Origin of the sequence: Rathayibacter sp. Leaf248 (assembly GCF_920939495.1) — a bacterium.
GTDB classification, from domain to species: Bacteria; Actinomycetota; Actinomycetes; order Actinomycetales; family Microbacteriaceae; genus Rathayibacter; species Rathayibacter caricis.
On the sequence record NZ_CAKLAV010000002.1, the window covers coordinates 719,881 to 745,765 of the forward strand.

A 25,885-nucleotide genomic window follows, 5' to 3' on the forward strand; every position below is an offset into this window, starting at 1 on the left:
GTGCGGCCGCCGCGCACCGCCTCCCCGCAGACGGGGACCCGTCGGACGGCCCGCCCGTCCGACCCGACAGCATCAACCGAGGAGAACTGTGTCCGGCACGAAGAAGCTGGTGATCGTCGAGTCGCCGGCGAAAGCCAAGACCATCGCCCAGTACCTGGGCGACGGGTACGAGGTGCTCGCCTCCGTCGGTCACATCCGCGACCTCATCGAGCCCAAGAACCTCCCGCCCGAGCTCAAGAAGGGCCCGCTGGGCAAGTTCTCGGTCGACGTCGACAACGGCTTCGAGCCGTACTACGTCGTGTCGGACCAGAAGAAGAAGACGGTCGCCGATCTCAAGCGGGCGCTGAAGAACGCCGACGAGCTCTTCCTCGCGACGGATGAGGACCGCGAGGGCGAGGCCATCGCGTGGCACCTCCTCGAGGAGCTCAAGCCCAAGGTCCCCGTGCACCGGATGGTCTTCCACGAGATCACCAAGGACGCGATCCAGAAGGCCAGCCAGAACACCCGCGACATCGACACCTCCCTCGTCGACGCGCAGGAGACCCGCCGCATCCTCGACCGCCTCTACGGCTACGAGATCTCGCCGGTGCTCTGGCGCAAGGTCGGCCCAGGACTCTCGGCCGGCCGCGTGCAGTCGGCCGCCACCCGCCTCGTCGTCGACCGCGAGCGCGAGCGGCTCGCGTTCGTCTCGGCGAGCTACTGGGATCTCGCGACCGTGCTCGCCCCCGAGGCCGACGCCTCGGCGGGCTTCGACGCCCGACTGGCGCGCCTCGACGGCAAGCGCATCGGCAGCGGCCGCGACTTCGACGACCGCGGCGAGCTCAAGAGCGACGTCACCGTACTCGACGAGACCAGCGCCACCGCACTGGCCACGGCTCTGCGCGACCCGGCGACCCTCGTACGCGTCACCAACCTCGAGTCCAAGCCCTACTCGCGGCGCCCCGCCGCTCCGTTCACCACGTCGACGCTCCAGCAGGAGGCGGCGCGCAAGCTCCGCTTCTCGGCCCGCCAGACCATGAGCGTGGCGCAGTCGCTGTACGAGAACGGCTTCATCACCTACATGAGGACCGACTCGCCGAACCTGTCGCAGCAGGCGATCACCGCGGCTCGCTCGCAGGCGACCGCGCTCTACGGTGCCGAGACGGTGCCCGACAAGCCGCGCCTCTACTCCGGCAAGAACAAGAACGCACAGGAGGCGCACGAGGCGATCCGCCCCGCCGGCGAGACCTTCCGCACCCCCGACCAGCTCGCGGGCACCCTCCGCGGCAACGATCACCGCCTCTACGACCTGATCTGGAAGCGCACCGTCGCCTCCCAGATGGCCGACGCGAAGGGCTCGACCGCCACGGTCACCCTCGAGGCGAACCCGGCCGGCGACACCACCCGCAGCGCCGAGTTCACCGCGTCCGGCACGGTCATCACCTTCCGCGGCTTCCTGCTCGCCTACGAGGAGGGCCGCGACGAGGAGCGCCACGGCGCCCGCGACGAGAAGGACGCCAAGCTCCCCGTGCTCGAGGTCGGCCAGTCCCTCGTGGTCTCCGAGGTCGAGGCGAAGGGCCACGAGACGTCGCCGCCGCCGCGCTACACGGAGGCGAGCCTCGTCAAGTCGCTCGAAGAGCTGGGGATCGGGCGCCCCTCGACGTACGCGTCGATCATCTCGACCATCGTCGACCGCGGATACGTCACTCCGCGCGGCACGGCGCTCGTGCCGAACTGGATCGCCTTCTCGGTCGTGCGCCTGCTCGAGGACTTCTTCTCGGACCTCGTGGAGTACGACTTCACGGCCGAGATGGAGGGCGACCTCGACCGCATCGCCGGCGGCGAGGAGGACCGGGTCGACTGGCTCAACCGCTTCTACTTCGGCGGCGGCGCGCACCCCGGACTCCGGAACGTCGTCGACAACCTCGGCGAGATCGACGCCAAGAGCATCAACTCCATCCGCATCACCGACGACATCACGCTGCGGATCGGCAAGTACGGCCCGTACCTCGAGGTCGCCGAGGAGGAGGGACAGGAGACGCCGCGCCGCGTCAACCTGCCGCTCGAGCTCGCCCCCGACGAGCTGACTCCCGCCAAGGCGCAGGAGCTCATCGACGCGCCGGTGCAGACCGACCGGGTGCTCGGCAGCAACCCCGACACCGGGAAGACCGTCGTCGTCAAGGACGGGCGCTTCGGCCCGTACGTGACCGAGGTCGACCCCGAGCCCGAGACGACCGCCGACCCGGCGACGGGCGAGGTCGTCGAGCCCGCCCCGGCCAAGCGCGGGGCGAAGAAGCCCGCGGTCGTCAAGCCGCGGACCTCCTCGCTCTTCAAGTCGATGGACGTCGCGACGGTCGACCTGGCCACGGCGCTCCGCCTGCTGGACCTGCCCCGCACGGTCGGCGAGGACCCCGAGACGGGTGAGCCGATCACGGCGCAGAACGGCCGCTACGGCCCGTACCTCAAGAAGGGCACGGACAGCCGCTCGCTCACCAGCGAGGACCAGATCTTCGAGGTCGACCTGCCCACCGCTCTGGAGGTGTTCGCGCAGCCCAAGTACGGAGCGAAGCGGGCGTCGAGCGCTCTCAAGGAGTTCGAGGCCGACCCGGTGAGCGGCAAGCCGATCCGCATCCGCGACGGCCGCTTCGGCGCCTACGTCACCGACGGCGAGACGAACGTCACGATCCCCAAGGGCCAGACGATCGAGGAGATCGACTTCGAGCAGGCCGTGCAGATGCTCGCCGACAAGCGCGCCAAGGGGCCGGTCAAGAAGGCACTCGCGAAGCGTGCACCCGCCAAGAAGCCGGCGGCGAAGACGACGGCGGCCAAGACCACCGCGGCGAAGACCACCGCGGCGAAGACCACGGCGGCCAAGACCACCGCGGCGAAGACGACGGCGGCGAAGACCACCGCCGCCAAGACCACCACCCGCAAGCCGGCCGCGAAGAAGCCCGCGGCCGCATCGGAGGCGACGGGCACCGCGGAGTGACCGGGCTGTTCGTCACCCTCGAGGGCGGGGACGGCGCGGGCAAGACGACGCAGGCCCGGCTGCTCGAGGAGTGGCTGGGCTCGCGGGGCGAGACCGTCGTGCGCACCCGGGAGCCGGGCGGCACGGAGGTGGGGGTGCAGATCCGCGAGATCGTCCTCCACCACCGCGGCGACATCGACCCGCGCGCCGAGGCCCTGCTCTACGCGGCGGACCGCGCCCAGCACATCGGCACGCTGGTGCGGCCGGCCATCGAGCGCGGCGAGGTGGTGGTCCAGGACCGCTACATCGACTCCTCCGTCGCCTATCAGGGGGCGGGACGCGTGCTCGACGCGGACGAGGTGAGGCGCCTCTCGGAGTGGGCGACCCACGACTTCCGCCCCGATCTCACGGTGCTGCTCGATCTCGATCCGGCGGCGGCCCGCTCGCGCCTGGACGCCGCCCGCACCCGGTTCGATCGGCTCGAGGCCGAGAAGGCGGAGTTCCACGAGAGGGTGCGCGGCGCGTTCCTCGCGATCGCCCGATCCGACCCCGAGCGCTTCCTCGTGCTCGACGCCGCCCTCCCCGTCGAGGAGCTCGCCGCTGCTGTGCGCTCGCGCGTGGAGGAGCTCCTCGAGCGCGACGGCGGCACTGTCGGCGGCGGTCCTGTCGGTACTCGCGGGTAGCGTGGACGCGTGAACGTCTGGAGCCAGCTCGTCGGCCAGGAGCACGCCATCGGCGCCCTGCGCGACGCCTCCACGCCCCGCTCCGCCTCGGGTGACGAGTCGGCGTCGATGACGCACTCGTGGCTCATCACCGGCCCGCCCGGCTCCGGCCGCTCGAACCTCGCCTACGCGTTCGCCTCGGCGCTGCTGTGCCGGAACGGGGGCTGCGGCGAGTGCCCGGACTGCCGGCAGGTCGCGGCCCGGTCGCACCCCGATCTCTCCGTCCTCGCGACCGAGCGCGTGATCATCTCGATCGAGGAGGTGCGCAAGCTCGTCTCGAGCTCGCAGTACTCGCCGTCCGTCTCGCGCTACCGCGTGATGGTGATCGAGGACGCCGATCGGATGAGCGAGCGCACGTCGAACGTGCTGCTGAAGGCGCTCGAGGAGCCGCCCGAGCGCACGGTCTGGATCCTCTGCGCGCCCAGCGAGGCCGACCTGCTGCCCACCATCCGCTCCCGGGTGCGCTCGGTGCGCCTGCGGGTCCCGAGCGTCGAGGACGTCGCCGGGCTGCTCGAGCGCCGCGACGGGGTCGACTCCGAGACCGCGGAGCGCGCGGCCCGCCAGGCGCAGAGCCACATCGGCATGGCGCACCGCCTCGCCACCGACGCGAACGCGCGTGCGCGGCGCGAGGAGACGCTCCGGATCGCCCTGCGCCTGCGAGGGGTGTCGGACGCCGTCCTCGGCGCCGCCCGCCTGATCGAGGTCGCGACCGACGATGCGAAGGCGATCACCCTCGAGCGCGACGAGGTCGAGCGCGCCCAGGCCCTGCGTTCGCTCGGAGTCGAGCCGGGGGGCACGATCCCGCCTCAGCTGCGCTCGCAGCTGAGGGCCCTCGAGGAGGACCAGAAGCGCCGCGCGACGCGGAGCCTCCGCGACGGTCTCGACCGGATCCTCGTCGACCTGCTCTCGCTCTACCGCGACGTCGTCCGCCTGCAGCTCGGTGCGCCGGGCGGGGTCATCAACGAGGAGGTCCGCGCCGAGATGACCGCGCTCGCCGACGCCACCCGGCCCGAGCGCACCCTCGCGGTGCTCGAGGCCGTCTCGACGGCGCGGCAGCGGATCGACGCCAACGTGTCGCCGGTCCTCGCGCTGGAGGCGATGCTCGTGGTCGCCGCCCGCCGTCCGGTGGCGGCGTGAGGCGCGCGGGGCGCTCGCTCGCCGCAGCCGCCGTGATCGCCGCGTCGGCTCTGCTCGCCGGGTGCTTCGCGCCGACCCCGTCCGCGACGTCCACGCCCGCCGCGCAGCCGGTCGAGGCGCCGCTCGAGCCGTACTACGGCCAGGTCCTCGTCTGGGACGACTGCGGCGACGGCGCGCAGTGCACGGAGGCGACGGTCCCGCTCGACTGGGACGAGCCCGCGGGGGAGACGGCGACGATCGCCCTCGTGCGCCACCCGGCCGCCGAGCAGCCGGCGCTCGGCTCCCTGCTGGTGAACCCCGGAGGCCCCGGCGCCTCGGGAGTCGACTTCGTCCGCGACAGCGTCGACTACGCCGTCGACGAGGAGCTCTCGGCCCGCTACGACGTCGTCGGCTTCGACCCGCGGGGCGTCGGCGCCTCGACGGCCGTCACCTGCCTCGACGACGCAGGACTCGACTCCTACCTCTACGACATCACCCCGGGCGAGCGGGGGAGCGACGAGTGGATCGCCGCCCAGCGCACCGCGTCGTCCGCCTTCGCCGACGCCTGCGCCGAGCGCAGCGGCTCCCTGCTCGGCGAGGTCGGGACGCCGAACGCGGCGCGCGACCTCGACGTGCTGCGCGCCGCGCTCGGCGACGAGACGCTGAACTACCTCGGCTACTCCTACGGCACGTTCCTCGGCGCGACGTACGCGGGACTCTTCCCCGAGCGGGTCGGCCGCCTCGTGCTCGACGGCGCGATCGATCCGTCCGCGACCTCGCTCGACGTGGTGCGCGAGCAGGCGAAGGGGTTCGAGAGCGCCCTGCGCGCCTATCTCGCCGACTGCCTCGGCTCGGCCGACTGCCCCTTCTCCGGCTCCGTCGAGGACGGGATGGATCAGGTGCGGTCGATGCTCGAGCGGGTCGACGCATCCGGGATCCGCGCGGGCGACGGCCGGGTCCTGGGGGCGAACACGCTCTTCACCGCGATCGTCTACCCGCTCTACGACGCGGGAGCGTGGGGCGCCCTCAGCGAGATGCTCGCCGAGGTGCAGTCGGGCACGGCGACGACCGCGTTCCAGTACGCCGACGCGTACAACGGACGCGACGCCGACGGCGCGTACCGCGACAACGCCACCGAGGCCTTCCTCGCGATCAACTGCGTCGACTACTCCTACACCGGCGATGTGGCCGCGATGCGCGCCGATGCGGCGGCGCTCGAGGAGGCCGCCCCGACGATCGGGCGCTACATGGCGTACGGCGACATCCTCTGCAGCGAGTGGCCCGCCCGGTTCGAGGGCGCGCGGGAGCCCATCGCGGCGGAGGGATCCGCGCCGATCCTCGTGGTGGGCACCACCAACGATCCGGCCACGCCCTACGTGTGGGCCCAGGCCCTCGCCGGCCAGCTCGCCGAGGGGCACCTCCTCACCTACACGGGCGAGGGTCACACCGCCTACAACAAGTCCAACCCGTGCGTGAACGACACGGTCGACGCCTACCTCCTCGAGGGCGTCGTGCCATCGGAGGATCCGCAGTGCTGAGAGAGACAGAGCCGACCGCCCCCCGCCCCGGTCTCCGGGAGCGCAAGCGTCTCGCCACCCGGCGCGCGATCGAGATGGCGGTGCTCCGCCTCGCCGCCGAGCGCGGGCCCGACCGCGTGACCATCGAGGACGTGTCGCGGCAGGCCGACGTCTCGACGCGCACGTTCTTCAACTACTTCGCGTCGAAGGAGGACGCCCTCGTCGGCGGACTCCCGGTGATCACCGACGAGACGGCCGCCGCCTTCGTCGAGGGGGAGGGGCCGGTCCTCGACGCCCTGCAGAGCGTCTTCGTCGCCGCGATGGAGGAGCCGATGGAGGACGACCGCGAGCTGCACCTGCTCCGGCGCGAGCTGTTCCGCGAGCATCCGCAGCTGGTGGGCCTCAAGATCGCCGGCATGCGCGACTTCGAGGTCGCCGTGGAGCAGCTGGTCGCCGACCGCCTCGCCCGCACCGAGCAGGACCCCGACGTCGCACGCAGCCGGGCGCGCATGCTCACGCTCGTCGGGCTCGCGGCGATGCGCCACGCGTGGGTCTGCTGGGCCGACCAGGACGGCCGGGTGGCGCTGCCGGGCCGGGTCGCCGCGTCGTTCGAGGAGCTGCGCTCGGTCCTGGCCTGAGGGGCCGTCGGGGGTAGGGAGCCGCGCCGGTCGTGTTCACGGCCGGGCTCGCGACCGTATATGCTGTGTACTCGTGTCCGGGGCCCAGGCCCTCGTTCACGCCGCCTTAGCTCAGTCGGCAGAGCGTCTCACTCGTAATGAGAAGGTCGTGGGTTCGATTCCCACAGGCGGCTCCGTTCCCCTCCCTCCACCAGGTTCCCTGGACGGTCCACGACTACCATGTCCTGGATGACCCCGACCCGGACCACTCCGACCCGGACGACCCCGTCCCGCCGCCGGTCGTGGCTGCTCGCGGTGTCCGCGGTCCTCGCCGCGGTCCTGCTCGGGATCGGCGCGTTCAGCGTCGGAGCCGCGCTGGCCGGCGACGAGGAGTCCCGTGCGGCGGCGGTCGCGACGACCACCGCCACTCCGGAACCGACGCCGACGCCCACTCCGTCCGCCCGGCCGACGGTCGCGGACACCGCTGCCGCTCTGCGCACCTGCTCGGTCGCGGACGCGGCGGCGGATCCCCGCCTCGGCTCGATGCAGGCGCGGGTCGTCGACGCGGCGACCGGCCAGGTGCTGTTCGACCGCGGCGGGGAGACCCCTTCGCGCACCGCCAGCGCGCTGAAGATCCTCACGGCCGCCTCCGCGCTGGCCGTCCTCGGCCCCGACACCCGCATCGCGACGACCGTCGTGCGGGGCGAGGCTCCCGGCTCCGTGGTGCTCGTCGGCGGCGGGGACGTCACGCTCAGCCGGCTCCCGACCGGGCAGAGCTCGTTCTACTCCGGCGCGGCCCACCTCGACGATCTCGCAGAGCAGACCCGCAGCGCCTGGGACGCCGATCCGGGGACCGCCGGCACTCCGATCACCTCGGTGGTCCTCGACTCGACGTTCTTCACCGGCGACACCTGGCAGCCGACCTGGAACCGCAAGGAGCAGACCCAGGGCTACATGCCCGAGATCACGGCGCTGCAGGTCGACGGCGACCGAGCCGATCCGACCGCGTCGACCTCGACGCGCGGCACCGACCCGGTCGGGCGCGCCGGCGCGGCGTTCGCGGACGAGCTTCCCGGGTCGCCGTCGATCAGCACCGGGACCGCTCCGGCCGGCGCCGAGGTCCTCGGGACGGTCGAGTCCGCTCCGGTCCGCGAGCTCGTGCAGCAGATGCTCCTCGTCTCGGACAACGCGATCGCCGAGATGCTGGCGCGGCTCGTCGCGATCCGCACCGGCGCCGGCAGCACCTTCGCCGCCGAGCAGGCCGGCGTCCTGCAGGGTCTCGCGGGCTACGGAGTCGACACGACCGGGATCGTGATCGCCGACGGGTCGGGTCTGAGTGACGACAACTCGGTGGCGCCCGCCTTCTTCACCGAGCTCCTGCGCAAGGTGCAGGCGCGCGAGGGCGACCTCGGTGTCGTCCTCGACGGGCTGCCGGTCTCGGGCCGCACCGGGTCCCTCGCCTACGCCGACCGGTTCGCGGGTGAGAACGCTGTCGCCGATGGCGCAGTGCTCGCGAAGACCGGCTGGATCGACACCGGCTACACGCTCGCCGGAGTCGTCACCGCCGCCGACGGCACCGTCCTGACCTTCGCCGTGTACGCCCTCGGCGACGTGGCGGACTCGGCGAAGACCGCGATCGACACCCTCGTCACCGGCTTCTACCGCTGCGGCGCCGGGCTCTCCGACTCCTGACCACGCACTCCCGACTCCGCTCTCCCGACCCCGCTCCCGACCCCGCTCCTCCGGAAGGAACCCCATGACCACCGCGCTCCTCATCGTCGACGTGCAGAACGACTTCACCGAGGGCGGTGCGCTCGCGGTGGACGGCGGCGCCCGCGTCGCCGAGGACGTCTCGGCGTACCTCACGGCGAACCCCGAGCGGTACCGGACCGTGCTCGCCTCCCGCGACTGGCACGACGGCGACTCCGACAACGGCGGCCACTTCTCTCCCGAGCCGGACTTCGTCGACAGCTGGCCCGTGCACTGCGTCGCGGGCACCCCCGGCGCCGACTACCACCCCTCGCTCCGGACGGACGCGATCGACGTGCACCTCTGGAAGGGCCAGGGGCGTCCCTCCTACTCCGCGTTCGAGGGAGTCACCGCCGATGGCGACGGCCTGCCCGAGACGCTCGCGCGGCTGGGAGTGACGGAGCTCGACGTCGTGGGGCTCGCGACCGACCACTGCGTCCGGGCGTCGGCGCTCGACGCGCGCGCGGCCGGGCTCGAGGTGCGGGTGCTCCAGGACCTTGTGGCAGGAGTGTCGGCCGAGGCGAGTGCCGCCGCGCTCCGCGAGCTCGCCGAGGCGGGCGTGCGCGTCGAGCAGTCGGTCTGACGAAGTCCTCCCCCTCGCCTCGAGGAGTACCCTCGAAGGGGTGATCCTCCTCCGCGAGTGCCCCGAGCACCGCGATCCGCAGAGAAAGAATGCATCCGTGACTGATTCCGTCGAGACTCCGACTCTCACCGAGGCGTCGCTCCTCGCTCGCACGCCCGCCCAGCTGTACATCGGAGGCGAGTGGATCGACGCTTCGGGCGGCACGACGATCGACGTGGAGGACCCGGCGACGGGCCGGGTGATCCGCACCATCGCCGACGCGACGCCGGAGGACGGCCTGCGCGCACTCGACGCCGCGGTCGAGGCCGGTCCCGCGTGGGCGGCGACCGCGCCCCGGGTGCGCGGCGAGATCCTCCGCCGCGCCTTCGACCTGCTGCAGGAGCGCAAGGACGAGTTCGCCCTGCTGATGACCCTCGAGATGGGCAAGCCGGTCGCGGAGGCGCTGGGCGAGGTCGCCTACGGCGGCGAGTTCCTCCGCTGGTTCAGCGAGGAGGCCGTGCGCATCTCGGGCCGCTACGGCGTGAACCCGGAGGGCACCGGACGGATGATCGTGTCGCAGCACCCGGTGGGCCCCTGCTACCTCATCACCCCGTGGAACTTCCCGCTCGCGATGGCGACGCGCAAGATCGCGCCGGCGCTCGCGGCGGGCTGCACGGTCGTCGTGAAGCCCGCGGAGCTCACTCCGCTGACCACCCTCGCCTTCGCGGCGCTGCTCGCCGAGGCGGGCGTCCCTGCCGGCGTCGTCAACGTGGTCACCACGTCGAGCGCCGCGGCCGTGTCGGAGCCGATCCTCTCGGATCCGCGCCTGCGGAAGGTGTCGTTCACCGGCTCCACCCCGGTCGGGCAGACCCTGATGCGGCAGGCCGCCGAGAACGTCCTGCGCACCTCGATGGAGCTGGGCGGGAACGCCCCCTTCGTGGTCTTCGAGGACGCCGACCTCGACCGCGCGGTGGACGGTGCGATGCTGGCGAAGTTCCGCAACATCGGACAGGCCTGCACCGCCGCCAACCGCTTCTTCGTGCACGAGTCGATCGCCGACGAGTTCGCGACGCGGGTGACCGAGCGGGTCCGCGCCCTGCGCGTGGGCCGCGGCACCGAGGAGGGTGTGGGCATCGGCCCGCTCATCGACGACCGTGCCGTCGCCAAGGCCGACGCGCTCGTGCAGGATGCCGTCGAGCGGGGTGCTCAGGTGCGCGTGGGTGGCCGCGCGGTCGACGGTGCGGGGCACTTCTACGAGCCGACGGTGCTGACGGACGTCGTCCGGGGCAGCGAGCTCCTGCGCACCGAGATCTTCGGGCCGGTGCTCGCGATCGTGCCGTTCCGCGACGAGGAGGAGGCCGTGCGGCTCGCGAACGACACCGAGTTCGGGCTGGTCTCGTACGTCTTCACCCGGGACCTCGCGCGCGGCCAGCGGATGATCGAGCGCCTCCAGACGGGCATGATGGGGCTGAACGTGGGAGTCGTCTCGAACGCCGCCGCTCCGTTCGGCGGCGTCAAGTCGTCCGGGCTGGGCCGCGAGGGCGGGCCGGAGGGCATCGCCGAGTACCTCAGCACGAAGTACACGCTCACCCCCGACCCGTTCGCCTGATCCGTGGCACGGGTCGAGGTCGCCTCCCTGGACGATCCGCGGCTGCGCGACTACGCGCACGCCACGGATGTGGCGCTGAAGAACGCCCGGGGTGCGCAGGGGCTCTACATCGCGGAGTCGGCGCTGGTGCTGGAGCGTGCACTGCGGGCGGGGCACCGTCCGCGGTCGGTGCTGGCGCTCGGCTCCTCCGCCGACGAGGCGGAGCGTCTGGTCGCGGAGTTCGACGTGCCCGTCTTCACCGGTCCGGGCGAGCTCCTGGCCGAGCTCACGGGCTACGTCCTGCACCGCGGGCTCATCGCGGCGATGGAGCGGCCGGCGCTGCCCGATCCGGTGGCGCTGCTGGCCGGGGCGCGGCGGGTGGTCGTGCTCGAGGACGTCGTCGACCCGACCAACGTCGGCGCGATCTTCCGCTCGGTCGGCGCGATCGGAGCGGACGCCGTGCTCGTCACTCCGCGCTGCTCCGACCCCTTCTACCGCCGCGCGATCCGGGTCAGCATGGGCACGGTGCTGCAGGTGCCCTGGACGCGGGTGGGCGGCTGGGACGAGACGGCCGCGCTCCTGCACGGGGCCGGCTTCACGATCGCGGCGATGGCGCTGACGGAGGGGGCGCTGCCGCTGCGCGCGTTCGCCGCCACCGCCCCCGAGAGGGTGGCTCTCGTGCTCGGCACGGAGGGGGAGGGGCTGACCGCGCAGGCGCTGGCGGCCGCCGACGTCGCCGTGCAGATCCCGATGCGGCACGGGATCGACTCGCTCAACGTCGCGGCGGCCAGCGCCGTGGCGATGTGGGCGCTGGCCGAGCCGGACTGAGCTCACGGGGTGGCGCCCCGTCCGTCGATGTGCGCCGTGCCCCCTGGGCCCAGCAGCCCTGAGGTACCGTGGCTGCCACTCCTGTCCACCCCGCCCGAACGAGGTCCTCATGCCGCAGACGCCGCGACGGAGACGGACCGCTCCGGTCGGAGCGCTCGTTCCGGCTCCGCTCGTTCAGGCGCTGCTCGTCCCGGCTCTGCTCACGCTGCTCCTGACCGGGTGCATGGCGGATCCCGCCGAGATCCCCGGCGACGCACAGGAGCCCTCCGCGCCCTCCGCCACCGCGCCGGCGGACGGGGGAGCCGACGGCACTGCTCCGAGCGCCGCCCCCGACGACCCCGAGTCGACCGACGTCGGTGCGGCCGTGGCTCGCCGCATCACCGACTGCCTCGCGCGCTACGGGCTGAGCGAGCGCCCCGTGCTGCCGGACGACGTGTCCGAGGAGGAGCTGGTCGCCGCCAGGCGGCTCATCGAGCAGTACGACCAGACCTTCACGACGTGCACGGCCGAGGCGCTGGCGGCATCGGCCACCGCACCGTGACGGCGGACGGCTGATGCGCCTCGACTCGCTCTCCGCCCTCGTGGCCGGTGGCGCATCCGGTCTGGGCGCGGCGACGGCGGTCGCCCTGCTCGAGGCGGGAGCGCGGGTCGTCGTGCTCGATCTTCCGGACGCCCTGGAGCGGGCGGATCTCCCCGACGCCGTCGTCCGGGTGCCCGGAGACGTCCTCGACTCGGACGCCGTCGCCCGCGCCGTGGCGGCGGCCGGCGATCTCCGGGTGGCCGTGACCTGCGCGGGCATCGCGACTCCGGGCCGGCTGCTCGGCAAGGAGGGCCCGCTCGCGCTCGACGGTATCGAGCGGGTACTGCGCGTCAACACGGTCGGCACGCTGAACGTGTTGCGGCTCGCGGCGGCGTCGATCGTCGAGCGGGAGCCGATCGACGGGGAGCGCGGGGTGCTCGTGACGACGTCGTCGGTGGCCGCGTTCGACGGCCAGATCGGGCAGGCGGCCTACGCGGCGTCGAAGGGGGCGGTGGCGGCCCTCACCCTGCCGCTCGCGCGCGAACTGGCCGCGTCGCTCATCCGGGTGGTCTCGATCGCGCCGGGGACGTTCGACACACCCCTGCTCGCCGGGCTCCCCGAGCGCGCTCGGACGTCCCTGGGTGCGGCGACCCCGCATCCGGCTCGACTCGGCCGCCCGTCGGAGTTCGCGGCCCTCGTGCGGCACATCGTCGAGAACCCGATGCTCAACGGCGAGGTCGTCCGGCTCGACGGAGCGCTGCGGCTGCCGCCGCGCTGAGCGCGCCGCCGGGCTCAGCCCGTCAGACCAGCAGCTGGTGCTTCGCGAGGTCGCGGTAGAGCGGGGTCGACTCGACGAGCTCGGAGTGCGTGCCGACTCCGACGACCTCGCCCTTCTGCAGCACGACGATGCGATCGGAATCGACGACGGTCGAGAGACGGTGCGCGATGACCAGGAGCGTGCGGTTCTCGGCGACGGCGTCGATCGCGAGGCGCAGGCGCTGCTCGTTGAGCCCGTCCAGGCTCGAGGTCGACTCGTCCAGGAGCAGGATGGGCGGCGCGGCGAGGAGCGCGCGGCCGATCGCGAGACGCTGGCGCTCGCCTCCCGACAGCATCACTCCGCTCTCGCCCACCGGGGCGTCGAGGCCGAGCGGGTTGCGTTCGAGCACGTCGGTGAGGTTCACGGCCTCGAGCACGCGGAGGCAGTCGGCGTCGTCGGCGTCGGGGCGGCCGAGCACGAGGTTCTCGCGGATCGTGCCGGCCAGGACCGGGGCGTCCTGCTCGACGTAGCCGATCTGGGCGCGGAGGGCGTCGCGGTCGACGGCGGTGATGTCGACGCCGCCGAGGCGGACCACTCCGGCCTCGGGGTCGTAGAAGCGCTCGATGAGCGCGAGGATCGTGCTCTTGCCGGCGCCCGAGGGGCCGACGAGGGCGGTGCGCTTGCCGCGCGGGACGGTGAAGGAGACGCCGCGCAGGACGGTGCGGTCGCGCTCCTCCGGAGCCGGATCGGCCCCGTCGGCCGGCACCGACTGCTCGTCGTACGAGAAGACGACGTCCTCGAACGCGATCGCGTCCTCGCCGACTCCGGCGCCGAGACCGCTGACGGAGCCCGCTCCGTCGCCGTCTCCCTCGATGGGGAGGTCGATGATCTCCTGGATGCGGCCGAGAGCGCCGAGCGCCGAGTTGACCGAGGTGATCGCGCCGATGAAGTTGCCCAGCGGCATCACCATCATGAAGAGGAACAGGATGAACGAGACCAGCTGCGCGATGTCGATCGATCCGGAGGCGACGCGGTAGCCGCCGACGCCGAGGACCGCGAGGAACGCGACCTGCATGGCGATCCCGGCGACGGGCACCACCAGAGCGGAGACGTGGGCGACGCGGATGCCGAGGCGGTAGGCCTCGGTCGCGTGGCCCTCGACCACGGCGATCTCGCGCTCGGTCGCACCGGCCGCGCGGATGGTCCGGACGGCGCTGATCGCGCGCTCGACGGCCGCGGCGAGGTCGCCCACCTTCTCCTGCGCCTTGCGGCTCGCGACGCGGATGCCGCGGCCGAGGGTCAGTGCGAGGCCGAGGGCGGCGGCGACGACCACCACGATGATGACGAGCAGCACCCAGTCGATGATCGCCATCGCGATGATCGCGCCGACGAAGACGAGCGAGCCCGCGATCGAGTCGACGAGGCCCTGGGTGAGCACGGCGCGCAGCAGGGTGGAGTCGGAGCCGACGCGTGAGACGAGGTCGCCGGTGCGGCGCGCGTCGAACTCGCGGATGGGGAGGCGCAGGAGGCGTGCGACCAGGCGGCGGCGGCTCGAGAGCACGATGCCCTCTCCGGTGCGCTGGAGCAGGTAGTGGGCGAAGCCCGAGATGAGTCCGGACGCGACCACGAGGGCGACGAGAGCCCACACGAGCGGGCCGAGGTCGAGTCCCTCCTGCACACGGGTGATGACCTGGCCGACGACGAGAGGCTGCGCGAGGCTGGCGGCCGCGCCGAACAGGCTCAGCACGACGACGACCGAGAGGATCCCGCGGTGCTCGAGGAGGTAGGGGACGAGCTGCGAGAAGGAGGCGCGGGGCCCGTCGTCAGCTGCGCGACCGCCGCGTCGTCCTCGTGCGCTCCGGGTGCTGCTGCTCATCGATCGTCCGTTCCCGCTCATGCCCTGCCGTACTTCTTGTGGACCGCCTGACGGCTCACCTCCAGGCACAGCGCGATCAGCTGCCACGACGCACCTGCGTTGCGCGCCCGCCGGACGGCGATCGCCTCGGTCCGGTCGAGCTCACCGCGGAGGCGGTGGATCGCCCGGAGTGCCGTGAGCGGATCGTCCGCGGCCGCGTCGCCCGCGAGGGTCGCGATCGTGCCGTCGTCCATTGTGCCTCCTCGTCGCTGCGAGCCCGCCGTCGGTCCGGAGAGCGGTGCGTCAACCTCGATTGACGACGCTACGCGCGAGGCGGCGGTGGTGTCAACATCCGTTGACGAGGGGAAGTGCCGGAAACACCTTCGGCCCGCCGGAGAACCGACGGGCCGAAGGTGTGTGCGCTGCCGCCGACTACGAGACGTTGTCGGTGTACGAGAGGTGCTGGGTCTCCTTGGACAGGATCAGCGCGATGAGCGTCAGGACGCCCGCGGCGCTGAGGTAGAGGCCCACGAGCACCGGGCTGCCGCCGGCCGCCTGCCAGAGCGCGACCGCGATGATCGGCGCCACGGCCGCTCCGAGGATCGACGCGAGGTTGTACGACATCGCCGAGCCGGTGTAGCGGACGTTGGTCGGGAACAGCTCGGGCAGGACCGCGCCCATCGGACCGAAGGTCAGACCCATCAGGGTGAAGCCGAGGATCAGGACGGCCATCACGCCGACGAAGCCGCCGCCGAAGAGGGGCACGAAGAGCAGGCCGAACACGATGATCGCCGAGGTGACCGTGATGAGCAGCTTCCGGCGGCCGAACTTCTCGGCCAGCGGGCCGGAGACGAGCGTGAAGATCCCGAAGAAGACGACGCCGACGATCAGCATGATCAGGAAGTCGTTGCGGGTGTAGCCGAGGCCGGCGACCGGTCCGTCGGTCGCGGCGGTGCCGTAGGTCAGCGTGAACGTGGTCATCAGGTAGAAGAGCACGTAGGTCGCGAGCATGATGAACGTGCCCAGGATCAGCGGACGCCAGCTGGTCACGAAGACGCGCGCGAGGGGGAGCTTCGCGACCTCGCCCTTCTCGACGACCTTCTGGAACGCGGGGGTCTCGACGAGCTTGAAGCGCACGTAGAGGCCGATGATCACGAGGACCGCGCTCGCCAGGAACGGCACGCGCCAGCCCCAGGCGGCGAACGTCTCGTCGTCCATGGACGTGGCGAGCACGAGGAACAGGACGTTCGCGACGATGAAGCCGATCGGGGCGCCGAGCTGCGGGAAGGTGCCGTAGATGGCGCGCTTGTTCGCGGGGGCGTTCTCGGTCGCGAGCAGAGCCGCTCCGGACCACTCGCCGCCGAGGCCGAGGCCCTGGCAGAAGCGCATCACGACGAGCAGGAACGGCGCGAGGAACTCCCAGCCGGGCGTGAGCGCGGTGGGGAGGCAGCCGATCAGGAAGGTCGCGATGCCCATGGTGAGCAGGGAGGCGACGAGGGTGCCCTTGCGGCCGACGCGGTCGCCGAAGTGGCCGAAGATGATCGAGCCGATCGGGCGCGCGATGAACGCGACCCCGAAGACGGCGAAGGAGGCGAGCAGCGCGGTCGCCGGGTCCTCGTTCACGAAGAAGAGCGTGGGGAAGACCAGGACGGCGGCGGTCGCGTAGGCGTAGAAGTCGTAGAACTCGATCGACGTGCCGATGAGGCTCGCGAGGATGACGCGGCCGCGGGAGTTCTGCGGGGCGGAGGGAGCGTCGGCGGTGGCGGGTGCGTGAGACATGGGAGGGGAGTTGCTCCGGTAGGCGGGGTTCCCCGTGCCGGCGGGCGAGGCGTCGATCGGGCGTCGCGGACCTGGGGGCGGTGGGGGTGGAGGAGTCGGGCCGCTCGTGACGGCCCGACCACTTTACTCCGTGTTCACCCAGCTTCGTGCTGTAGCGCCCCGCAGACGGGGGACCAGCTGGAGGTCGTGGCTGGGCTCAGCCGCGCAGCTCGCGCAGCAGCAGCGCGGTCGCGACCGCCGCCTCCGCCGCCTCGCGGCCCTTGTCCTCCTTCGAGCCGGGCAGGCCGGCGCGGTCGATGCCCTGCTGCTCGGTGTCGAGGGTGAGCACGCCGAAGCCGACGGGCTTGCCGGTCTGGATGCTGACGGTCGTCAGGCCCGAGGTGGCGGCGTCCGAGACGTACTCGAAGTGCGGGGTGCCGCCGCGGATGATCACGCCGAGCGCGACGACGGCGTCGGCTCCCGCGTCGAGCGCGACCTTGGCGGCGACGGGCAGCTCGAACGAGCCGGGGACGCGCACGAGCGACCACGAGGCGCCGGACTCGTCGAGGGCGGCGCGCGCTCCGGCGATGAGGCCGTCCGAGATCTGCGTGTGCCACGTCCCGGCGACGACGACGACGCGCAGTCCCGATCCGTCGAGCGGGGTGGAGGTGGTGGGGGCGCCGGAACCGGCCATGCTGTTACTCCTTCGTCGTCGCGCCGGCGATCCCGGCGTCGAGGTGTCCGAGATCGGCGAGGTCGCCGAGGTTCTCGATGTCGTGGCCCATGCGGTCGCGCTTGGTCTCGAGGTAGCCCTCGTTGAACGCGCCGACGCCGACCACGAGCGGCACGCGCTCCGAGACGGTGATGCCGCGGTCGGTCAGCTGGCGGACCTTCTCGGGGTTGTTGGTCAGCAGGCGCACGTCGCGGACGCCGAGGTCCTCGAGGATCCCGACGGCGGCGCCGTAGTCGCGGGCGTCGGCGGGCAGGCCGAGCGCGAGGTTCGCGTCGAGCGTGTCGAGGCCGTCCTCCTGCAGGCGGTAGGCGCGCAGCTTGTTGATCAGGCCGATGCCGCGGCCCTCGTGCCCGCGGAGGTAGACGACCACTCCGCCGTCGCGCTGGATCGTGTCGAGCGCCGCGTCGAGCTGCGGGCCGCACTCGCACTTCAGCGAGCCGAAGGCCTCACCGGTCAGGCACTCCGAGTGCACGCGGACCAGCGGCGGCCGTGACGTGGACCCACCGATCGTGCCGGCGACGATCGCGACGTGGTCGGCTCCCGTCTGGCGGTCGCGGTAGGCGCGGACCCGGAACGGGCCGTGGGTGGTGGGGACCGTGGTCTCGACCTCGAAGCTGACCCGGGAGCTCTCGGGAACCGGGACCGACTGGGGCACCTCGGCGTCGCAGTGGAACTCCTGCAGGTACTCGATCAGCGCGGCGACGGTGGTGACGGGGACGCCGTCGCGCTCGCCGAGCGCGATCAGGCCGGGCAGGCGCATCATCTCGCCGTCCTCCGCAACGATCTCGGAGATCGCGGCGACGGGGTAGAGACCGGCGAGCTTCATCAGGTCGACCGCCGCCTCGGTGTGGCCGTCGCGCTCGCGCACGCCGCCCTCCACCGCGCGCAGCGGCAGGATGTGGCCCGGGCGGTGCAGCCGCGACGGAGTCGCCTCGGGATCGGCGAGGACGCGGAGGGTGTGCGCGCGGTCGGAGGCGCTGATGCCGGTGGAGAGACGGTCGGCCGCGTCGACCGAGAGCGTGTAGGCCGTGCCGCGCGGGTCCTCGTTGTCGACGACCATGAGCGGGAGCTCGAGCCGGTCGGCGATCTCGTTCGTCATCGGTGCGCAGATGAAGCCGGAGGAGTTGCGCACCAGCCAGGCGATCGTCTCCTGGGTGGCGAGCTGAGCGGCGACGATGACGTCGCCCTCGTTCTCGCGGCCCTCGTCGTCGGCGACGATGATCGGGCGGCCCTCGCGCAGTGCGGCGACGACCTCGGGGATGCTGGAGAGGCTCATGCCCCACCTCCGGGAAGGGTGACGTGAAGGGCGTGCGCGGGGGTCGCGACGGCCTGCAGGGCGAGCATCCGCTCGACGTGACGGGCGAGGATGTCGGTCTCGATGTTGACCCGCTCGCCGACGGCGCGGGCGCCGAGCGTGGTGGCGGCGAGGGTCTCGGGGATGAGCGAGACCTCGAACCACTGCTCCGGCTCGGCGGCGGGGCTGATGGCCGAGACGGTCAGCGAGACTCCGTCGACCGCGATCGAGCCCTTGTCGGTCACCAGCGGAGCGGCCTGGGGCGGGAGGGAGAAGCGCAGCACGCGCCACGCGTCGCCCGGCGTGATCGACAGCAGCGTCGCCGTGCCGTCGATGTGGCCCTGCACGATGTGGCCGCCGAGCCGGTCGCCCACGAGGGCGGCGCGCTCGAGGTTCACCGGATCGCCGACCGCGACGCCGTCGAGGGTCGACATGCGGAGCGTCTGCGCCATCACGTCGGCGGTGAAGCCGTCGGCCGTCTGGTCGACGACGGTCAGGCACACACCGGAGACCGCGATGGAGTCGCCGTGGCGGGCCCCCTCGACCGCGAGCGGACCGCGCACCGTGAGGCGGATCGCATCCGCGCCCGTCTCGATCGCCGTGACGACGCCGATCTCCTCGATGATTCCGGTGAACATCAGTGGGTCTCCATCTGCAGGGCGTGGGGGAGGCGGGCCGGTTCGCCGGCGCCGCCCGCGGGGTGCGCGACGGGGCGCGCGGTCACGAGGAGGTCGTCGCCGAGGACCTCGACGGAGTGGAGGCGGAGGCGGCGTGCGTCGGCGATGCCCGCGACTCCGATGTCGCCGAGCGCCAGGCGGGGGCCGCCGAGCAGCGCGGGCGCGAGGTAGACCAGGTACTCGTCGACCAGGCCGGCGGCGACCAGGGCGGAGGCGAGGGTCGGCCCGCCCTCGACGTAGACGTGCCGGATCTCGGCGCGGTAGAGGCGGTCGAGCACGGCCTCGAGGTCGTGGTGGCGCTCGAGGACGGCCGGATGCGGGTGGTGGAGCACGTGCGCGTCCTCCGGGACGGGACGCTCGCCGACGACCACGGGGATCGGCTGGTGCTCGAGGAGCTCGCCCCCGTCGCCGCGGGCGGTGAGGCTCGGATCGTCGGCGAGGACGGTGCCGGTGCCGACCAGGATCGCGTCGCTGTCGGCGCGCTGCTCGTGGACGCGCTGCCGGGCGGCGGCTCCGGTGATCCAGCGGCTGCTGCCGTCGGCGGCGGCGGTGCGGCCGTCGAGGGTCGAGGCCCATTTGAGGGTGACGAACGGACGGTGGAGGCGGGCGGCGGTGAGCCACACGTGCAGGAACTCCTCGCCCTCGTCGGCGAGGACGCCCTCGATCACCTCGATGCCGGCGGCTCGGAGGGTGTCGCCACCGCCTCCCGAGCGGGATCCCGGGTCGTTGACCGCGTAGACCACGCGCGCGACGCCGGCCCGGATGAGGGCCTGGCTGCAGGGACCGGTGCGGCCGGTGTGATCGCACGGCTCGAGGCTGACGATCGCCGTTGCGCCGGTGGCGGCGCCCGGGGCGAGCTTCGAGAGCGCATCGACCTCGGCGTGCGCGGTTCCTGCTCCGTGGTGCCAGCCCTCGGAGAGGACGGTGCCGTCGGGCGCCAGCAGGAGGCAGCCCACGCGCGGATTCACTCCGCGGGCGGGACCGCGCTCCGCGATCGCGAGCGCTCTGCGCATCGCGTGCTCGAAATCGATCGTCATTCCCGGTCTTCCGTTCGTCGCCGAACTCCGGGGTCTCGATCGCCGGTGCGAGGGCACCGTCGTTCGACGCCGCGCTTGCGCGCGACGCTCGTGCGCCTCCCATCCGGACTTTCACCGTCGGTCCCGGAATTCCACCGGATCAACAGCTCCCCACCGAAGTGGTCGGCCGCTCGCGGACTGTCACCGCCGGTTCGGACTCTCACCGACCCCGGAGCACGTGCTATCTCGTTCAGCCTAGGACAACGCGGGTGGGGGTGCGGTATTCCCACGTCACACTCGGAGGCGGGGGGGCGTCGGTGGGATCTGGCCGGCCGTGCTGTGGCTCCGCAACGTCAGGAGTGGGAGTCGTCTCGGTCGCCGTCGAGCCGATGTGCATCCTCAAGGTCTCGCGCGCGAGTCGCTGCATGGTCGCCCGTTGTGCACGCGGCCGGTGCTCGGCACCGCGGGCGTTGGCGAACCCGGTTTCCCGCAGTGCCCGCGCGGGTGGCAGTCGTGCGACGCGAGCGGCGGGCGGAGAGGCGTCACAAGCGCGGGCTGTTTGACGCGCCCATGTGTGCTCAATCTTCTCGCTATGAAGGCGCTGTCAGCAGATGGGATTTAATACCTTAGTGGAACGCCCGACATCAGTAAGTCGGTGTGGTGTCCATATCCCCTCGACTTGAGATACAGCGCAATTGATTCCATTGCGAGTTGCGGATGCGCACTCGGACCGACTCTGACGCTGGTGATCGGTAAACGTCCATGAAATACTCCAGCGCGATCTGGAATGACCATATTGACGTAGGGAATAAGCCCAAGCGCAGATCGCCGAAAGCTGATCTCCACACCTTCCGTTCTGAAAGGTGGAGTTACTGAAGGCAGGCCGGGAAACTCGATTCCATACTGCCCGAGCACGACGCCGATCTCGGCGATACTTGCGTTCGTTCTTTGGGCTTCAAGCCGACTCACTTCCGCGACGGTGTCTATCGACTTGATGAGGCGCCATTCATTTTCCTCTCGAAATGTTGGGTGTTTGAATGAAAGGCGGCTTGTTCTCAGGGCGGACTGAAGCGCTATAACTGCAGGATTACTGAAGAGCGCGGCTAACTCGGCGCCTTCGTCGAGCAAGGCCATCGTGGTCTGTAACCACGTGCTTACGATTGACTCTAGCTCTGCGCGCTGTTGACCCTCGTCGTAAACTACTTTTCGAAGCACGGTGTTCGGAGGTAGATCGCCTAACAGGGCGGTCATTTGGAAGTTAAAACCGAGCGAAACGCCTACGTCCTGCGAGCTGTAGCCTCGCCATTGTGACAGGAGATCGTCCGTCTCGCAGAAGCAAGTGATGTACGGCTTGGATTCGTAGGAGAAATCTGTGGCGAAGTCTTCATACTTCTCAAGTATCTGAGCTAGGTCATTGTTTTCGACTGCCGAGAACTTGGAGTGAACTACTTCTTGGATCAATTCGTGAGCATAAACCAGTTCCGACGAGTCGTTCATGTAGCGAACATCCGAAGCCCATAAGCCACCGGTCTCAACGATGCCTTGAAGTCCAGCGAGCGTCGTGTAATGGTATAGATGATTTGGAACTGCAACTGACTCGGTTTCCCGATCGGAGCGCCGCCGCCTCTCGTCGTCTTGGTATCTGGCTCTCATGACCCACTTCTTTTCCTCGGCCTGCTGGTGCGCGTCGTCGTTCATGTGGCGAGTCTGCCGTATGTAGTGAGTCATCGGGAACCCTGCCATTGAACAGGTCATCGGCAGCCCGAATCGATGCGGAGTTCATGGCCGGGGTCTTCGAGCACGAGGTCGCTCGCGCCATCAGTCGGCCGCTAACCCAGGTCTCGCGCAGGATCACTCCGTTGGGGCGGTCGCCTGGTGAATAATGCTGTCGCGGCGAAGTGACTCAATGACTTAATTGCCCCCTTTGAGGATCGAAAGCGGGTCTGAAATATGGGCCTGCTTGCCAAGGACGTACCGATGCGCCTTAGCCCGCCGAGCAACTACTAAAACGGCGGTGGATCCTCACTAGGGGCGCGCAAGCACGCATCGAGTTGCGACGAGAAGTAGTCCCGCGGTGCTGGCGTAGTGGTGTGGTGTCGTCCGGTGGGGCTGGTCCAGTCGAGGACGCCGCCTGGTCTGTGTCGGACCTGCCAGGTGGTGGTGTGGCGGAGTCGGTGGTGGTGGCGGCAGAGGTGGGCGAGGTTGTCGGCGTCGGTGGGTCCGTCGTGCTGCCATTCGACCGTGTGGTCGACGTCGCTGTCGCGGGCGGACCGGGTGCAGCCGGGGAACCGGCATGTGATGTCGCGGTGTGCGAGGGCGCGGCGGAGGTCGGCGGGGACGCGGTAGGTGGTGCGCCCGACGGAGAGGATCGCTCCGGTCTCGGGTTGGGTGAGGATGCGGGTGAAGGACGGCGCGTCGGCGGCCAGGCGCCGGGCGGTGGCGGGGTCGATGGGGCCGTAGCCGTCGAGGATGCCGGGTTCGTCGGAGTGTCCGAGGAGGGTGAGGACGGGAACGGTGACGGAGACCTGCGGGCGGATGCCGTGCGGGACTGCGGTGGCCGACCGCGGGCTATCGGGGCGGTCGATGGTCTCGCCGTCGAGGAGGAGGGAGGCGGCGACGTCGGCGCGCAGCTGTCCGAGAGGCCGAACCTCCTCCGGAAGATCCTGCAGGCTGCGCGCGGCGTGGTCGATCCGGTCGAACGCTCCGTGTGCTTCGGAGGCGGGTAGGTGCAGGTGGAGGGTGGCCATGCCGTCGAGGTCGCCGTCGAGCCACACGCCGCGGCGGGCAGCGCACCGCGGGTGGCGGTCAGTGAGGGACTCCGGATGCATCCGCTCGCGCAGCGACCGCAGGCGACGTCGGAGCTGGGGAGGGGTGCACTCGCGGGCGATGACCGCTGCGGCCTCGTCGAATCGGCCGCGCACCTCCGCTGGGAGGTCCAGTGCGGCCCGGATGATCACCCGGGCGTGCTCGGGTGCGATCGCGGCCTCCCGCAGAGCCGTCAGCGTCCCGGGCAGCTCATTGACGAGCATCCGGCTCTCCTCGACGAGGACGCCGGCGAGGGACTCGGAGACTCGCATGCCCGTGGCGAGCTCGGCGATCAGGGCGCGCATCGCGGCCTCTTCGCGTTCGACGTGCGCTTGCACGCTCGGATCGACGAGCGCGTTCGGGAGTGTCATCGCGGTGCGGCGGGCGAGCTCGATCAGCTCCGCCCGCTCGGCTTCGGCTCGGGCCCGGAACGCGTCGACCGCGCAGGCGGCTCCGACGGCGGCGACGAGCGCGTCGTCGAAGCACTCGCGCACGCTCGGACCACCGCCCGCGGGCCTCGCCTCGACATCCAGAAGAACCATACGAGGATGACACCAACGACCACCGACATCTCAGTCGCGATCGCGCCACGAGGCGGCGGAACGCGCCAGGGAAGGGTCGGAGGTGGGGCTGCTGGTGGACGTGGATCTCGATACGCCCGCTGCGCGGGCTACTCGATCAGCAAGAAGTGGGGGCTGCGCGGGCTACTCGATCAGCAGAGACGGGGGCTGCGCGGGCTGCCCGATCAGCGTGAGGTCAGTAGACCCCGTCCTCCTGCTGGTCGAGTAGCCCCGAAGGGGCGTATCGAGACCGACGTCCCCCAGAAGACCGGCACGAGGCGTTCGGCTCTGGGGTGGTGCTCCGCCGTCGCTGCTCCGGCCCGGCGCGGCGGCGCGCGCGGGAGGCGGCAGGTACCCTCGGTCGGATGGACGACAGGTACGGGCAGGACGTGCTCGCCGGGGACTGGCGGGCGAAGCACAAGGTCGAGGTGGCGGTCGTCGAGGCCGTGCGCGACCTCGTGGTCGAGGAGGTCGCCTCCGGGTTCGTGGGCGCGGTGCTCGGCGTCGAGATGCGGATGGTGCGGCTCGAGGACCGGTTCGGGAAGGTGCGCGTGTTCCCGATCGGACCCGGGTTCCTGATCGACGGCAAGCCGGTGTCGCTGAAGGCGCCCGGTCTCAAGCGCGACGCGAACGTCGGCCGGGCGCGCTCCGCCTCCGGGTCCTTCCACGTCGCCGATGCGAAGGCGCGCGTCGCGCTGCCCAGCCGCATCTACGTCGAGGGGCGGCACGACGCCGAGCTCGTCGAGAAGGTGTGGGGGCACGATCTGCGGATCGAGGGCGTCGTCGTCGAGTACATCGAGGGCGTGGACCACCTCGACGAGCTGGTCCGCGCGTTCCGTCCGGGCCCGGGACGCCGCATCGGGGTGCTCGTCGACCACCTCGTCCGCGGGTCGAAGGAGTCGCGCATCGCCGACACCGTCGCCGCCGGCCCGCACGGCGAGCACGTCCTGGTCGTCGGCCACCCCTACATCGACATCTGGCAGGCGGTGAAGCCGGACCGCGTCGGGCTCGAGCGCTGGCCCGAGATCCCGCGCTCGATCGAGTGGAAGCACGGAATCTGCGAGGCGCTCGGCTGGCCGCACGAGGAGCAGGCCGACATCGCCCGCGCGTGGCAGCGGATCCTGGCGAAGGTGACGACGTTCCGCGACCTGGAGCCGGCGCTGCTGGGACGGGTGGAGCAGCTGATCGACTTCGTGACGGAACCCGCGTGAGAGCCGCGGTCGCCCTCGCGTTCGACGTCGTCCTCGTCGCGGTGTTCGTCCTGATCGGACGTCGCAGCCACGAGGAGGGAGGCGAGCTGCTCGGGCTCCTGACCACGTTCTGGCCGTTCCTCGCGGGACTGCTCGCCGGCTGGGCGCTCGCGCGCTCGTGGCGTGCTCCCGACCGGATCGTGCCGACCGGGCTGATCGTCTGGGCGGGCACGGTCGTCGTGGGGCTGCTGCTCCGGATCGTCTCGCAGCAGGGCGTGCAGTGGAGCTTCGTGATCGTCACCGCGCTCGTGCTGGGCGCGTTCCTCCTCGGGCGGAGGGCCCTCACGAGGCTCGCGCGGCGCTGACCCTCAGCCCAGCACCTGCACGCCGAAGTGCTGCGCGAACAGCGGCAGCATCAGGCTCAGCTGCAGCTCCGTCAGCGCCGCTCCGCGCAGGCCGTCGAGCCCGCCGAGCACGTGCAGCTCGGCGCCGCGCAGATCGAGGTGCTCGAGGCGGGCGCCGCCGAGCTCGAGGGAGCGGACGTCGCAGTCGACGAGGCGGACCCGGGCTCCGGTGGCGCCGCCCAGGTCGAGTTCGTCGATCGTGCAGCGCTCGAGCAGGACGTCGCGGAGCGCGGCCCCGCGCAGGTTCACGTAGCCGAGCTTGCAGTCGGCGATCCGCACCTGCTCGAGGGTGCTCTCGTAGAGCTCCGCCGAACCCAGCCGGGAGCCGAGGAGCTCGACCGACCGCCATCGGCTGCGGGCCGCGGAGAGGCCGGGCACGTCGATCCGCTCGACGCGCGACTCGACGACGGAGGCGGCGCGCAGCTGAGCCCCGGAGAGGACGACGGCGGAGAGCAGGCACTCGCTGATCGAGACGGCGGTGAGGTCGGCCCCTGTGAGGTCGACCCCGTCGAAGCGCAGGCCCTCGGCGTGCTCGCGGGCACCGAGATCACCGGCGAACCCCTCGGCGAGGGAGTCGAGGCGGAGGGGATCGAGTCGGGGAGCGGGGATCGCGGCGCGCATCCGGGGAGCCTAGCCCGCACCGCCGACGCGGATCCCGCTCCGGCACCCC

Annotated in this window: 23 protein-coding genes, 1 tRNA gene and 1 riboswitch; of the genes, 14 read left to right on the forward strand and 10 right to left on the reverse strand. The window is 71.5% G+C overall.

What is annotated here, in order from left to right; all coding sequences use genetic code 11:
• Nucleotides 1-88: 88 nt before the first annotated feature.
• From topA to LRG51_RS16455, 12 genes are all read left to right on the forward strand, one after another.
• Nucleotides 89-2,968: a type I DNA topoisomerase gene (gene topA, locus LRG51_RS16400; protein ID WP_230673697.1), complete on the forward strand. Its 2,880-nt coding sequence runs from the start codon at nt 89-91 to the stop codon at nt 2,966-2,968.
• Nucleotides 2,965-3,630, forward strand: a complete 666-nt coding sequence (tmk, locus tag LRG51_RS16405) for a dTMP kinase (protein WP_055791289.1) — start codon at nt 2,965-2,967, stop codon at nt 3,628-3,630. Before topA ends, tmk begins: the two co-directional genes overlap by 4 nt.
• A 9-nt stretch (nt 3,631-3,639) precedes the next feature.
• Complete coding sequence (locus tag LRG51_RS16410) at nt 3,640-4,806, forward strand: DNA polymerase III subunit delta' (RefSeq protein ID WP_055791292.1); 1,167 nt, start codon at nt 3,640-3,642, stop codon at nt 4,804-4,806.
• The gene (locus tag LRG51_RS16415) at nt 4,803-6,323 is read left to right on the forward strand and encodes an alpha/beta hydrolase (RefSeq protein ID WP_230673700.1); all 1,521 of its coding nucleotides are present in this window, start codon (nt 4,803-4,805) and stop codon (nt 6,321-6,323) included. Before LRG51_RS16410 ends, LRG51_RS16415 begins: the two co-directional genes overlap by 4 nt.
• Complete coding sequence (locus LRG51_RS16420) at nt 6,317-6,940, forward strand: TetR/AcrR family transcriptional regulator (protein WP_055791298.1); 624 nt, start codon at nt 6,317-6,319, stop codon at nt 6,938-6,940. The genes LRG51_RS16415 and LRG51_RS16420 overlap by 7 nt, the downstream gene beginning before the upstream one ends.
• A gap of 100 nt (nt 6,941-7,040) precedes the next feature.
• A tRNA-Thr gene (locus LRG51_RS16425) sits at nt 7,041-7,113 on the forward strand.
• 55 nt (nt 7,114-7,168) lie between these two features.
• The gene (gene dacB, locus LRG51_RS16430; RefSeq protein WP_230673702.1) at nt 7,169-8,611 is read left to right on the forward strand and encodes a D-alanyl-D-alanine carboxypeptidase/D-alanyl-D-alanine endopeptidase; all 1,443 of its coding nucleotides are present in this window, start codon (nt 7,169-7,171) and stop codon (nt 8,609-8,611) included.
• Nucleotides 8,612-8,675: 64 nt separating this feature from the next.
• Nucleotides 8,676-9,251: an isochorismatase family protein gene (locus LRG51_RS16435; protein WP_230673705.1), complete on the forward strand. Its 576-nt coding sequence runs from the start codon at nt 8,676-8,678 to the stop codon at nt 9,249-9,251.
• A 97-nt stretch (nt 9,252-9,348) separates the two neighbouring features.
• A complete protein-coding gene (locus LRG51_RS16440; protein WP_055791643.1) occupies nt 9,349-10,839 on the forward strand; it encodes an NAD-dependent succinate-semialdehyde dehydrogenase in 1,491 nt (496 codons plus the stop codon).
• A gap of 3 nt (nt 10,840-10,842) precedes the next feature.
• Nucleotides 10,843-11,646, forward strand: coding sequence for a TrmH family RNA methyltransferase (locus LRG51_RS16445; RefSeq protein ID WP_230673708.1), 804 nt, complete (start codon nt 10,843-10,845; stop codon nt 11,644-11,646).
• Between the two features lie 109 nt (nt 11,647-11,755).
• Nucleotides 11,756-12,187, forward strand: a complete 432-nt coding sequence (locus LRG51_RS16450) for a hypothetical protein (RefSeq protein WP_230673711.1) — start codon at nt 11,756-11,758, stop codon at nt 12,185-12,187.
• 13 nt (nt 12,188-12,200) lie between these two features.
• Entirely contained in the window at nt 12,201-12,944 is a 744-nt protein-coding gene (locus LRG51_RS16455) for an SDR family NAD(P)-dependent oxidoreductase (protein ID WP_230673714.1), read from the forward strand.
• 22 nt (nt 12,945-12,966) lie between these two features.
• On the opposite strand, the gene LRG51_RS16460 is transcribed toward LRG51_RS16455, so the two are convergent.
• From LRG51_RS16460 to LRG51_RS16500, 9 genes are all read right to left on the reverse strand, one after another.
• Nucleotides 12,967-14,799, reverse strand: a complete 1,833-nt coding sequence (locus LRG51_RS16460) for an ABC transporter ATP-binding protein (protein WP_107575590.1) — start codon at nt 14,797-14,799, stop codon at nt 12,967-12,969.
• A 17-nt stretch (nt 14,800-14,816) separates the two neighbouring features.
• Nucleotides 14,817-15,032: a hypothetical protein gene (locus tag LRG51_RS16465; RefSeq protein WP_107575589.1), complete on the reverse strand. Its 216-nt coding sequence runs from the start codon at nt 15,030-15,032 to the stop codon at nt 14,817-14,819.
• A gap of 178 nt (nt 15,033-15,210) precedes the next feature.
• The gene (locus LRG51_RS16470) at nt 15,211-16,557 is read right to left on the reverse strand and encodes an MFS transporter (protein ID WP_107575588.1); all 1,347 of its coding nucleotides are present in this window, start codon (nt 16,555-16,557) and stop codon (nt 15,211-15,213) included.
• A gap of 196 nt (nt 16,558-16,753) precedes the next feature.
• The gene (ribH, locus tag LRG51_RS16475) at nt 16,754-17,230 is read right to left on the reverse strand and encodes a 6,7-dimethyl-8-ribityllumazine synthase (RefSeq protein ID WP_055791321.1); all 477 of its coding nucleotides are present in this window, start codon (nt 17,228-17,230) and stop codon (nt 16,754-16,756) included.
• Nucleotides 17,231-17,234: 4 nt separating this feature from the next.
• Complete coding sequence (ribA, locus tag LRG51_RS16480) at nt 17,235-18,545, reverse strand: GTP cyclohydrolase II (RefSeq protein ID WP_230673717.1); 1,311 nt, start codon at nt 18,543-18,545, stop codon at nt 17,235-17,237.
• The gene (locus LRG51_RS16485; protein ID WP_230673720.1) at nt 18,542-19,201 is read right to left on the reverse strand and encodes a riboflavin synthase; all 660 of its coding nucleotides are present in this window, start codon (nt 19,199-19,201) and stop codon (nt 18,542-18,544) included. The genes ribA and LRG51_RS16485 overlap by 4 nt, the downstream gene beginning before the upstream one ends.
• The gene (gene ribD, locus LRG51_RS16490) at nt 19,201-20,277 is read right to left on the reverse strand and encodes a bifunctional diaminohydroxyphosphoribosylaminopyrimidine deaminase/5-amino-6-(5-phosphoribosylamino)uracil reductase RibD (protein WP_055791329.1); all 1,077 of its coding nucleotides are present in this window, start codon (nt 20,275-20,277) and stop codon (nt 19,201-19,203) included. Before ribD ends, LRG51_RS16485 begins: the two co-directional genes overlap by 1 nt.
• Nucleotides 20,278-20,364: 87 nt before the next feature.
• A riboswitch (FMN riboswitch) is annotated at nt 20,365-20,497 on the reverse strand.
• Nucleotides 20,498-20,874: 377 nt separating this feature from the next.
• A complete protein-coding gene (locus LRG51_RS16495; RefSeq protein WP_230673723.1) occupies nt 20,875-21,954 on the reverse strand; it encodes a DUF2971 domain-containing protein in 1,080 nt (359 codons plus the stop codon).
• A 305-nt stretch (nt 21,955-22,259) separates the two neighbouring features.
• Nucleotides 22,260-23,603 carry an HNH endonuclease signature motif containing protein gene (locus tag LRG51_RS16500; RefSeq protein ID WP_230673726.1) on the reverse strand — a complete coding sequence of 448 codons (1,344 nt, stop codon included), beginning with the start codon at nt 23,601-23,603 and terminating at the stop codon, nt 22,260-22,262.
• A gap of 383 nt (nt 23,604-23,986) precedes the next feature.
• Between LRG51_RS16500 and LRG51_RS16505 the strand changes: the two genes are divergently transcribed.
• Together LRG51_RS16505 and LRG51_RS16510 are read left to right on the forward strand one after the other, a co-directional pair.
• Complete coding sequence (locus LRG51_RS16505; RefSeq protein WP_230673729.1) at nt 23,987-24,832, forward strand: DUF3097 domain-containing protein; 846 nt, start codon at nt 23,987-23,989, stop codon at nt 24,830-24,832.
• Nucleotides 24,829-25,176: a DUF3054 domain-containing protein gene (locus LRG51_RS16510; RefSeq protein ID WP_230673732.1), complete on the forward strand. Its 348-nt coding sequence runs from the start codon at nt 24,829-24,831 to the stop codon at nt 25,174-25,176. The genes LRG51_RS16505 and LRG51_RS16510 overlap by 4 nt, the downstream gene beginning before the upstream one ends.
• 3 nt (nt 25,177-25,179) lie before the next feature.
• Here the strand turns inward: LRG51_RS16510 and LRG51_RS16515 are convergent, their stop codons facing one another.
• On the reverse strand, nt 25,180-25,836 hold the full coding sequence (locus tag LRG51_RS16515) for a pentapeptide repeat-containing protein (protein WP_230673735.1): 657 nt from the start codon (nt 25,834-25,836) through the stop codon (nt 25,180-25,182).
• Between the last annotated feature and the right edge of the window lie 49 nt (nt 25,837-25,885).